At 31.0% G+C, this 12,036-nt stretch carries 9 protein-coding genes and 1 pseudogene; 9 read left to right on the top strand and 1 reads right to left on the bottom strand.

Annotated elements, in window-relative coordinates; genetic code table 11:
* Positions 1 to 98 precede the first annotated feature (98 nt).
* From C1715_RS16705 to argH, 3 genes are all read left to right on the top strand, one after another.
* Complete coding sequence (locus C1715_RS16705) at positions 99 to 833, top strand: amino acid ABC transporter ATP-binding protein (protein ID WP_102401496.1); 735 nt, start codon at positions 99 to 101, stop codon at positions 831 to 833.
* A gap of 216 nt (positions 834 to 1,049) precedes the next feature.
* Positions 1,050 to 2,246 (top strand): argininosuccinate synthase, encoded by a 1,197-nt coding sequence (locus C1715_RS16700; RefSeq protein ID WP_102401495.1) that lies wholly within the window; start codon positions 1,050 to 1,052, stop codon positions 2,244 to 2,246.
* A gap of 13 nt (positions 2,247 to 2,259) precedes the next feature.
* Positions 2,260 to 3,576, top strand: a complete 1,317-nt coding sequence (argH, locus tag C1715_RS16695) for an argininosuccinate lyase (protein ID WP_102401494.1) — start codon at positions 2,260 to 2,262, stop codon at positions 3,574 to 3,576.
* A 140-nt stretch (positions 3,577 to 3,716) separates the two neighbouring features.
* On the opposite strand, the gene C1715_RS16690 is transcribed toward argH, so the two are convergent.
* Entirely contained in the window at positions 3,717 to 4,043 is a 327-nt protein-coding gene (locus C1715_RS16690; RefSeq protein WP_102401493.1) for a hypothetical protein, read from the bottom strand.
* Positions 4,044 to 4,420: 377 nt separating this feature from the next.
* Between C1715_RS16690 and C1715_RS16685 the strand changes: the two genes are divergently transcribed.
* The 6 genes and pseudogenes from C1715_RS16685 (at position 4,421) to C1715_RS16660 (ending at position 11,855) form a co-directional block, all read left to right on the top strand.
* The gene (locus C1715_RS16685) at positions 4,421 to 6,628 is read left to right on the top strand and encodes a DNA topoisomerase III (RefSeq protein WP_102401492.1); all 2,208 of its coding nucleotides are present in this window, start codon (positions 4,421 to 4,423) and stop codon (positions 6,626 to 6,628) included.
* A 268-nt stretch (positions 6,629 to 6,896) separates the two neighbouring features.
* Positions 6,897 to 7,093 (top strand): annotated as a pseudogene (locus C1715_RS16680) (MerR family DNA-binding transcriptional regulator); the annotation flags it as partial.
* Entirely contained in the window at positions 7,071 to 8,240 is a 1,170-nt protein-coding gene (locus C1715_RS16675) for an RNA-guided endonuclease InsQ/TnpB family protein (RefSeq protein WP_180964115.1), read from the top strand. The pseudogene C1715_RS16680 and the gene C1715_RS16675, both read left to right, overlap by 23 nt.
* Positions 8,241 to 8,399: 159 nt before the next feature.
* Complete coding sequence (locus C1715_RS16670) at positions 8,400 to 8,558, top strand: hypothetical protein (protein ID WP_102401490.1); 159 nt, start codon at positions 8,400 to 8,402, stop codon at positions 8,556 to 8,558.
* Between the two features lie 198 nt (positions 8,559 to 8,756).
* Positions 8,757 to 10,793 (top strand): putative cobaltochelatase, encoded by a 2,037-nt coding sequence (locus C1715_RS16665; protein WP_102401489.1) that lies wholly within the window; start codon positions 8,757 to 8,759, stop codon positions 10,791 to 10,793.
* An 18-nt stretch (positions 10,794 to 10,811) separates the two neighbouring features.
* Positions 10,812 to 11,855, top strand: coding sequence for a magnesium chelatase ATPase subunit I (locus C1715_RS16660; RefSeq protein WP_102401488.1), 1,044 nt, complete (start codon positions 10,812 to 10,814; stop codon positions 11,853 to 11,855).
* The last annotated feature ends 181 nt before the right edge of the window (positions 11,856 to 12,036 follow it).

Raw genomic sequence — 12,036 nt, 5'->3', positions numbered from 1 at the left:
AATATAAAATTATGACAACAGAAGATATGTAAAGTGAAATATGAAAAAAATAGTGCTAAAAATTTATACAATCTTGTAAATGGGAAGGAGGCACAAAATTGAAGATTGTTGAAACAATTAATTTAACAAAGAAATTTCATAAGTTGATAGTATTTGAAAATTTGAATATAGAAGTTTTAAAAGGTGAAGTTCTAGTAATTATAGGACCATCAGGTTCAGGAAAGAGCACTTTGTTAAGGTGTCTAAATTCCTTAGAGGTTCCTGAGAGCGGAAAAGTTTTAATTGAAGGAGAAGAATTACAGATTAAAAATAAAAAGAAGTTAAGAAAAACCATAGAAAAAATAGGAATGGTGTTTCAAAATTTTAATCTTTTTCCTCATATGACGGTGCTGGAAAATGTTATGGAGGCTCCTATAATTGTAAAAAAAGAGGATAAGGATCAGGTTAAAAAAATAGCTTTAGAGCTTTTAGAAAAAGTTGGATTAGAAGACAAAATACATTATTATCCGTCTAAATTATCAGGAGGACAGAAACAAAGGGTAGCTATTGCTAGAGCACTTGCAATGAATCCAGATATAATGCTATTTGATGAGCCTACTTCCGCTTTGGACCCAGAACTTGTAGGTGAAGTATTAAGTGTTATGAAGAATTTGGCAAAGGAAGGCATGACAATGGTAGTGGTAACTCATGAAATGAGTTTTGCTAAAGAAGTGGCGGATAAGATTATATTCATGGATGATGGAAAAATTGTAGAGAAAGGTACTCCAGAGGAGATTTTTAATAATCCTAAGGAAGAAAGAACAAAGGTATTTTTAAATAAGGTTTTAAGTTAAAATTTGAAATTAAAGTTGTAGAAAGTGTTGTTATGAAAAAATATTCTATAGTGCGTAAATAAAGATTAATGTGCATATAATTAACTGAACTTTCGCACATAAAGTTCAAGCTCTACATTAGATTAATAGGGGTTTAAAATTTTTATTTTATAACTGCGAAAGTTGAATAATTAAGAAATAAAAAAAGCGAACTAGCTAACTAAGGAGGAATTATAAATGAAAGAAAAAGTTGTACTAGCCTATTCAGGAGGTTTGGATACGTCTATAATAATATCTTGGCTGAAGGAAAATTATGATTTAGATGTAATTGCTGTTTGTATAAATGTAGGTCAAAAGGATCCTATGGATGAAATAGAGAAAAAAGCTATAAATTCAGGTGCTTTCAAGGTTTATATAGAGGATTTAACAGAGGAATTTATAGAGGATTATGTTTTTAAGGGACTTAAGGCTAATGCCGTATATGAGGAGAAATACCTTTTAGGGACTTCTTTTGCAAGACCTTTAATGAGTAAAAAATTAGTGGAGATAGCTCATAAGGAAGGCGCTAAGTACATATGTCATGGATGTACTGGAAAGGGAAATGATCAAGTTAGATTTGAAGTCTCCATAGCATCTATAGATCCTTTTATAAAAATCATAGCTCCTTGGAGAATTTGGAATATAAAATCAAGAGAAGATGCCATTGATTATGCAAAAGAAAAGGGAATTCCTATATCTGTTACTAAGGAAAAAATATATTCAGTAGATCAAAATCTTTGGCATACCAGTCATGAAGGTGGAGATATTGAGATTTTAAGTAAAGAGCATAATAATGAAATGTATCATATGACTATTTCTCCTGAAAAAGCTAAGGATGAAGCTACCTATGTAGAAATATATTTTGAAAAGGGAGTTCCTAAAAAAATAAACGGTGAAGAACTGTCCCCATTAGATATAGTTAAAATCTTGAATGAAGTAGGGGGAGAAAATGGCATAGGAATTGTAGATTTAGTGGAAAATAGATTAGTTGGCATGAAATCTAGAGGCATATATGAAACACCAGCAGGAACTATACTTTATGTAGCACATAAAGAGTTAGAAGAGATTACTTTAGATAAAGAAACGCTTCATTTTAAATATGGTATTTCTCAAAAGTATGGTGAACTTGTATATAATGGTCTTTGGTTTACTAAAATAAAAGATGCTCTGGATGCATTTGTTGAAAAAACTCAGGAAACTGTAACTGGTACAGTAAAGCTTAAATTGTACAAGGGCAATGTAATGGCGGCTGGCAAAGAATCACCTTATGCATTATATGATGAAGGAATTTCTTCTTTTGGTGCTAGTGATTTATATGATCATAAGGATGCAGAAGGATTTATAAAGCTATTTTCTCTGCCAGGTAAAATAAATGCATTAAAGAAAAATTCATAATGAGGGTGATTGGATGAAACTTTGGGGTGGAAGATTTAAACAGGGAGAAAGTAAGCTTATGGAGGACTTTAATAGCTCCCTTCCTTTTGATAAAAAATTATATTATCAAGATATTATCGGGAGTATTGCTCATGTAAAGATGCTTTGTAAGTGCTCTATATTAAAAGACGAGGAAGAAAAAGCAATAGTAAATGGATTAAAATCCATACTGCAAGATATAGAAAGCGGAAGTTTAAGTATACAAGGAGAATATGAGGATATTCATAGTTTTGTGGAGATAAATCTAATACAGCGTATAGGTGATGTGGGAAAAAAACTTCACACCGCTAGGAGTAGAAATGATCAAGTGGCATTGGATATGCGTTTATATGCAAAGCATAAAGCTATAGAAATAATAGATGCTGTAGATATTTTATTAAAAAATATAAAGAATTTAGCTCACAAAAACCCAGTTATTATGCCAGGATATACTCATCTTCAAAGAGCACAAGTGATTACTTTTAAACACCATATGATGGCTTATTATAGTATGTTTTACAGGGATAAAAAAAGACTAGAAAATGCTCTATGCATACTTAATGAAAACCCCTTAGGGTGCTGTGCTTTGGCAGGAACTACATATGAAACTGATAGGAATTTTACCACTGAACAGTTAGGTTTTAAAAAACCTGTAGATAATTTTTTGGACGGTGTAAGTGATAGAGATTATATTATAGAACTAATATCAAATTTTTCCATATCTATGATGCACTTAAGTAGATTAAGTGAGGAGCTTATTTTATGGAGTACAAAGGAATTTGATTTTATAGAAATAAGTGATAGCTTTTCTACGGGAAGTAGTATAATGCCTCAAAAGAGAAATCCAGACGCTGCAGAACTTATAAGGGGTAAATGTGGAAGGGTTTATGGAGATTTAATTTCTCTTCTTACTACCATGAAAGGATTACCATTAGCCTACAACAAAGATATGCAAGAGGATAAAGAGCCTTTTTTTGATGCAAGTGATACTTTTCTAAAATGTATTATAATAATGACCCAAATGTTAGAGGGGTTAAAAATTAAAGAACATAATATGTATAATGCAGTAAAGAAAGGATTTTTAAATGCTACAGAGGCAGCAGATTATTTGGTAAATAAAGGTGTAGCTTTTAGAGATGCCCACGGAATAATAGGCTCTATAGTTATGTATTGTGAAGAAAAAAATAAAGCCATTGAGGAGTTATATTTAGAGGAGCTTCAAGAATTTAGTTATAAATTTCAAGATGACATATACGAATTTATTGATTATAAAAGTACTTTAAAGAAGGGTGCAAAGAAAAATTTACTATAGAAAATCTAATATTTTAAATTTAGAAAGGTTAAAATGTTCTGCATAAGGGTATAGAAAAATCTGTCTTTAAGAAAGTAATAAATGTGGTTTTGAGAGTATCTAGAAAAACACATTTACTACCAAATTAAAGGCAGATTTGTTTATTTTAGTTTTCCTATTTTACCTTTAAGTGCTTTAATACGTCCGTTTACATAGTTAAAAAGTTCATCTTTATTATCTTTTATATTAGCAGGGGCATTGGAAACTATATATATAATGTCAAACATATTAGCTTTTATTTTTTCTGAAATTTCATAAGCTAGCCATTTGTTTTTTACTTTCCAATAAGTAGAATTAAATTCATCCGCTTGCTTTTTAGTGTAATAGCCTTTCTCGATACCAAATTGAAACAAATCTGCTGCAGCCTCTAGTTCTTCTATGTCTTCAGCTTGTAAAGTCTCATCAATAAGAGTTTCAAAAATTTTCATAGTAACACTCCTTTTCAGTGACATATTAATAGTTTAAACCTATAGCATATTAGGTATACTGGATAAAAATGGTAACAAAATATGCAAGGTTTTTGATTTAATACCCAACGGATTTATATTATATCATAGTGAATAGTAAAATCCTTAATAATTGAAAATTCTGTATTTTTATATTGGAAATAATATAAGGTATAATATTAGTGATTCTGTGTTTAAAAGTTAATTTAATATATAATTCCACCACAGTGTACCTTTTGTGGTTTAATTAAAATAAATGTATTTTACGTATTGTAATGGATATGAAATAATATAAAAAGAAAGGAAGTGAGTATTTAGTGATTTAGTGTGTTTGATTCGCTCTTTCACTAAGATGATATATGAGTAAAATATTAGTATTAGCTGAAAAGCCTTCCGTTGGGCGTGATTTGGCTAGAGTTTTAAAATGTAAGAAAAAGGGTAATGGATATTTAGAAGGTGATAAATATATAGTTACTTGGGCTCTTGGACATTTAGTTACTTTAGCAGATCCAGAAGCCTATGATGTTAAGTATAAATCTTGGAATATGGAACAGCTTCCAATGATACCTTCTTATTTGAAACTTGTAGTAATAAAGAAAACCTCTAAGCAATTTAGTGCGGTAAAAAATCAACTTTATAGAAATGATGTAAAGGAAATTGTTATAGCCACAGATGCAGGGAGAGAAGGAGAGTTGGTGGCAAGATGGATAATAGAAAAGGCAAAGGTTAAAAAGCCAATGAAACGTCTTTGGATATCTTCTCAAACAGATAAGGCTATTAAGGAAGGATTTAATAATTTAAAGCCTTCTAAGGATTATGAAAATCTATATAAGTCAGCTGTATGTAGAGCAGAGGCGGATTGGTTTGTAGGTCTTAATGTTACTAGGGCTTTAACTTGTAAATACAATGCTCAGCTTTCAGCAGGAAGGGTTCAAACGCCTACTCTAGCTATGATAGTAGAAAGGGAAGAGGAAATTAAAAATTTTGTTCCTAAGGACTATTATTCTGTAAATGCAAAAGCAAATGGATTTACACTTCAGTGGCAAGATAACAAAGGAGGACAAACTAGAACCTTTAATAAAAGCAAAGGTGAGAGTATTGTAACCAGGGTTGATGGTAAAGAAGGAGAAATTATAGAAATAAATAAATCTTATAAGAAAAAGTTTTCTCCTGCTTTATATGATTTAACAGAGCTTCAGAGGGATGCCAATAGAAGATTTGGATATTCTGCAAAACAAACATTATCAATTATGCAGAGATTGTATGAAAATCACAAATTGCTTACTTATCCAAGAACAGATTCTAGGTATATAACTACAGATGTGGTGGGAACATTAAAAGAGAGAATTAAAAGCATAGCTATAGGACCATATGCTAAATCCGCTCAAACTCTTTTAAAAGGAAAAATAGTAGGAAATAAAAGTTTTGTGGATAACAGCAAGGTAAGCGATCACCATGCTATTATTCCTACAGAGGAAAGAGTAAGCTTATCACGTCTTAGTAGTGAAGAGATGAATATTTATGATTTAGTTATAAGAAGATTCTTAGCGGTTTTATGTCCACCTTTTGAATATGAGCAAACTACAGTTAAAGCTTTAGTAGAAGGAGAAACATTTTTTGCTAAGGGAAAAATAATTAAATTTAAAGGCTGGAAGACTGTGTATGATAGAGAAGAATTTTTAGATGATGATTACAATGATGATAGGGAAGAGATAGTGAAAGAACAAGCACTTCCAGAGATTAAAAAAGGAGATAAAATAAAATTAAGAGAAGCTAAATTAGTAAAAGGACAGACAAAGCCACCAGCAAGATTTAATGAAGGGACATTACTTTCAGCCATGGAAAATCCTCAAAAGTACATGGAAACAAATAACAAAACATTAATGAAAACCATAGGAGAAACAGGTGGACTAGGAACTGTTGCCACAAGAGCAGATATAATAGAGAAACTTTTTAATACTTTTTATATAGAAAAGAGAGGAAAAGATATTCATCCAACTTCTAAAGGTAAGCAATTAGTAGACCTTGTACCATCAGATTTAAAATCTCCAATACTTACTGCAAGATGGGAACAGCAATTAGCTGAGATAAGTAAGGGAAAATTAAATAACAAAAAATTTATTGAAGATATGAAAAATTATGCTTCAAAGCTTGTATCTGATGTAAAAGGCAGCACAGAAAAATATATTCATGATAATATGACTAGAGCTAAATGCCCAGAGTGTGGAAAGTATCTTCTTGAGGTTAACGGAAAAAAGGGAAAGATGCTAGTATGTCAAGATAGAGAATGTGGATATAGAAAAAATCTTTCTAAAGTAACTAATGCTAGATGTCCTCAATGTCACAAAAAGTTAGAGCTTAGAGGAGAAGGGGAAGGTAGGATATTTGTATGTCCTAACTGCAGTTATAGAGAAAAACTTTCTGCATTTAATAAGAGAAAGAAGGCAGAAGGAGATAAGGTAAATAAAAAAGATGTAGCCAAATATATGAAAAAAATTAAAAAGGAAAATGAGACACCAGTAAATTCAGCTTTAGCAGATGCACTAGCCAAGTTGAACTTGAAATAAGAAAAATATAATATAAGAGAATAAATGGGTTAAAAGTAGTTTTTGAATTAAAAGGAATTTTGCGTTAAAGATGTAATGCAAATTACTAATTTCAGCTGCATTATAATTAACTATTAATAGAAGTTTAAATGTATAAGAATTAATTATTAAAAAACTATTCATACTATTACTAGAGAAAATAATAAAGGAGATATCTTTAGTTATTTAAAATATAAATAAAAGTAATTAAATATAGTAAAATGTACTTATGAAAAGGAAGTGAGTACATTTGAAAAATAATAACTATAAACCAAATGAATTTGCAGAATTAATTAATGTATCAGTTAGAACATTGCAAAGATGGGATAACGAAGGAATATTAAAAGCATTTAGAACACCAACAAATAGGAGATATTATACTTATGAGCAATATAAAGAAAATATAAGAAAAAGATAAAGGAAGATGAAGAAGTTGAAAAAAGCATACAAAATAGAAATTAAACCAACAGAAGAACAGATAACTAAAATTCATCAAACTATTGGTGTAAGTAGGTTTATATACAATTTTTATATTGCTCATAATAAAGAAGTTTATGAAAAAGAGAAAAAATTTATTAGTGGTATGGATTTTTCTAAATGGCTTAATAACAAATATATTCCTAATCATCCTGACAAAGCTTGGATTAAAGAAGTGTCTTCCAAAGCTACTAAACAAGCCATTATGAATGGAGAAAAAGCTTTTAAAAAGTTTTTTGATGGTAAAGCAAGTTTCCCTAAATTTAAGAAAAAGAAAAACCAAGATGTTAAAGCTTACTTTCCAAAGAATAATAAAACAGATTGGACTATTGAAAGACATAGAGTTAAAGTTCCGACTTTAGGCTGGATTAGATTAAAAGAATTTGGTTACATTCCAGTTAACGCTATAGTTAAAAGTGGTACAGTAAGTCAAAAAGCAGATAGATATTTTGTTTCAATTTTAGTTGAAGAAGCTACTAATTTAGACAATAAACCTTATTCAGAAGGAATAGGCGTAGACCTTGGACTAAAGAATTTTGCAATTTGTAATAATGGTTTATCTAAAAAGAATATTAACAAAACTAAAACAGTTAAAAAAGCAGAAAAGAAACTAAAACGTGAGCAAAGAAAGCTTTCAAGAAAATATGAAAGTTTAAAATTAAGAAATAAAAAAGAGAAAGGAGAAGCTACTCGCCAAAATATCCAAAAACAAATAGTCAAGGTACAAAAACTTCATCAAAGACTTACAAATATAAGAACTGATTATATAAATAAAACAGTAAATGAGTTAATAAAACAAAAACCAAGTTTTATAACTATTGAAGATTTAAATGTAAGTGGAATGATGAAGAATAGACATTTAGCTAAAGCGGTTGCTGGGCAAAAGTTTTATGAATTTAGAACTAAGCTTATTTTAAAGGCCAAACAAAATAATATTGAAGTAAGAATAGTTAATAGATTCTATCCAAGTAGTAAAATGTGTAGCTGTTGTGGAGCATATAAGAAAGATTTAAAACTATCTGATAGAGTTTATAAATGCAGTTGCGGGTTTTCTATTGATAGAGATTTAAATGCATCAATCAATTTAGCCAATGCTAAAGAATATAAGATAGCTTAATTAAACAAGCACTTATATGTGTACCCAAGGCTATTTGGGGAATTAACGACTGTGGAGTACTATACAAACTGTAGTAGCTTAGGCAAGGCAGAGTACGTTGAAGCAGTAAGAATCTCAATATGGATACATTTGACCATGTTTTGAGTAGCAGATGATAGTGTGAATGACAGAAAAAATAAAAGAGAGTGGACTAAGGAAAATTATTTAGCCAATGGTAGTAAGACACAAAATCAATGGGCAAAAAATAAGTTAAATACCACTGTAGAAGAACCAGGAATTAATGAAAGTGGAAGAGAAGCTAAGAGAAAGGGATTTTAAGTTTATATTGACAAAATATTATGTAAAATGCTAAAATAAGGCTTGTGTAACCACGAAGGTTCATGAAAAAATGAAAAATTATATTAAGATAATTATATAAATTATGAAATCAAAGCCACGAAGGTTTATTAATTAAGAAACCTTCGTGTTTTTTTTGTTATAAAAATACGGTTTTTAAATGCGGAAAGGAGCATTTTTGTGGGGAAGTTTGGTAGGATTGTGTATCCTTTTACGGCCATTGTAGCACAGGAAAAAATGAAAAAAGGGCTTATATGGAATGCAGTTAATCCATCTATTGGAGGAATTTTAATTAGAGGGGAAAAGGGAACTGCTAAATCAACAGCAGTTAGGGCTTTAGCAGATGTACTTCCACATATAAAAGTGGTAGAAGGTTGTACTTTTAATTGTAATCCCGATGAAGAACTAAAGCTTTGTGATAGGTGTAAGGAAAAATTTGAAAATGGACAAAAGATTAAAGTAGTACATAAAAAGGTTTCAGTGGTGGATTTACCTATAGCTGCTACGGAAGATAAGGTAGTGGGAACCTTGGATTTGGAGTATGCAATTAAAAATGGGAAGTGTAAGTTTGAACCAGGTATATTAGCAAAAGCTAACAGAGGAATTGTTTACATAGATGAAGTTAATTTGTTAGATGATCATATTGTAGATGTAATGTTGGATTCAGCATCTATGGGAATAAATGTGGTAGAAAGAGAAAGTGTGTCTTATTCTCATCCAGCAGAATTTATTTTAGTTGGAACCATGAATCCAGAAGAGGGAGATTTAAGACCTCAACTTATGGATAGATTTGGGCTTTGCGTAGAAGTGGAAGGTGTAGATGAGCCTGAAGAAAGAGTAAAAATAATAAAGAGAAGAGAAGAATTTGATAAAAATCCAGTGGAGTTTAAAAATAAGTGGTGTTTTGAGGAAAAAAAACTAAGAGAAAAAATAGAAAGGGCTAGGGAAATTCTTCCTAAAGTAAATATATCTGAAAATATGCTGGAGCTAATTGCTGATTTATGCATAAAGGCTTTTGTATCAGGGCATAGGGCAGATATTGTTATGGAAGCAGCAGCTCGTACTGTAGCTGCATTAAATGGACGATATGAGGTTGTTAAGGAAGATGTTTATGAAACTGCAGAACTTGTACTTTTTCATAGAAAGAATCCACAACCAGAGTTACCTAAAAATGAAGATCAACAAAAGAACCAAGAGAATGAGAAAAATCATATGAATGAAGATAAAGAGCAAGATAAAAATAAGAATGAAAAAAACCAAAGTAAAGATGAGAAAAATCATGGAAATAATCAGAAAAACAATAGTGAAGAAGAGCGGGAAAATGAAGATGCTTCAGATGAAAAGCAACAGAATAGAGCCTCAAAGATAATAGATAAGGTATTTTCTATAGGTAAGCCATTCCAAGTTAAAAAAATAGCTTATAAAAAAGATAGAGTGCTTAGAAAGGGTTCAGGAAGGCGTTCAAGTACCAAAACTCCTTCTAGAGCAGGCAGGTACATAAGGAGTACCATGGAAAGAAAAAACAATGATTTTGCATTAGATGCAACACTTAGGGCAGCAGCACCTTATCAGAAAAGTAGATGTCATAAAGAGGTGGCTATAGCTATAGAGTCCAGTGATATACGAAATAAGGTACGTGAAAAGAAAATTGGAAACTTTCTTATTTTTGTAGTTGATGCCAGTGGTTCAATGGGAGCGCAACAGCGTATGGTAGAAACAAAGGCAGCAATTTTCTCTCTTCTATTAGATGCTTATCAAAAGAGGGATAAAATAGCTATGATTGCTTTTAAAGGTGAAACAGCAGAATCTATATTACCACCTACTAATAGTGTAGAGTTAGCCCATAAACTTTTAGAGCAAATGCCAACAGGTGGAAGGACCCCATTGTCGTCTGGAATGAAAAAGGCTTATGAAATGGCAAAAACTGAGATTTTTAAAGAGCCAAATATTTCTCCAATGATGATAATAATATCTGATGGAAAAGGAAATGTTAGTGTTACTGGGGAAAAGCCTTTAAAAGAGGTAGCAAAGATAGCAGAAACCATAAGAGAGGAAGAGAGAATAAAGACATTAGTTATTGATGTAGAAAAGAAAAATTTAATAAGTTTCCATTTGGCAAAAGAATTGGCTAAAAATTTAGGAGCTCAATATTATAAAATAGATGATTTAAAAGCAGATACTTTAGTACAAGCTGTAAGAAATAATATGGAAATTTAATTATGAGGGGGATTAAAAATGGTAGATGGTAAAAAAATATATCCTTTTTCAGCTATTGTAGGACAAGGGGAAATGAAAAAGGGATTAATTCTTAATGCAATAAATCCTAAGCTTTCAGGTATATTAATTCGTGGGGAAAAAGGTACTGCAAAATCCACAGCAGTAAGGGCATTAGCAGCACTTTTGCCAGAGATAGAGGTAGTTGCAGATTGCCCATATAATTGTGACCCAGATAATGAAGTTACCATGTGTACTAATTGTAGGGAAAGATTGGCTAAAGGAGAGAAATTGCCAAGGGCAAAACGTAGGATGAAGGTGGTGGATTTACCTGTTTCAGCTACAGAGGATAGAGTTGTGGGGACACTTGATATAGAAAATGCCATAAAAAAGGGAGAAAAGCGCTTTGAACCAGGATTACTTGCTAAGGCAAATAGGTCAATTCTCTATGTGGATGAAGTTAATTTACTAGATGACCATATAGTAGATGTACTATTAGATTCGGCTGCCATGGGAGTAAATACTGTAGAACGTGAGGGGGTTTCATTTACTCACCCAGCAAATTTTATTTTAGTTGGAACTATGAATCCAGAAGAGGGAGAATTAAGGCCACAGCTTTTAGATAGATTTGGTTTTTGTGTAAATATTACAGGAATAAATGATGCTAAAAAAAGAGTAGAGGTTATAAAGAGAAGAGCTGAATTTGACGATGAACCAGAGCGATTTTGTAACAAATGGGAAGATGAACAAAATAAAATTACCCAAAAGATAATAGAGGCGAAGGAGATACTTCCTAAGGTGGAATTGTCTGATGAAATGCTTTATTTAATTGCAAATATATCTATAAAACTAGGAGTAGATGGACATAGAGCAGATTTAATAATGATGAAGTCAGCGAAAACTATGGCTGCATTTAATAAAAGATATATGGTTTGTGAGGAAGATGTAGTAGAGTCTATTAAGCTTACAATGCTACATCGTATGAGAAGAAAGCCATTTCAAGATTTAGGTGTGGAAAAGGATAAATTACAGGAAATATTTAAAAAATTTAATATAACAGTATAATACAGTTTGAAATTTTACACTCTAAATTAAAAACTATATTTATGTTTCATTTATTCATTTAATGCAGAATTCAAAATTAAATTCTCAATTGATTTGGATAATAATTTCTTTATTTATTATTTTATATTTGTTATTTGCTATTAAAATGGCTACTAGTGTAATAAATGGGAGTATTTCGGAG

The organism is Haloimpatiens massiliensis (genome assembly GCF_900184255.1).
Lineage (GTDB): Bacteria > Bacillota > Clostridia > Clostridiales > Clostridiaceae > Haloimpatiens > Haloimpatiens massiliensis.
Note: the sequence above shows the minus strand (reverse complement) of the source record. Positions and strands in the feature narration are given on the sequence as shown.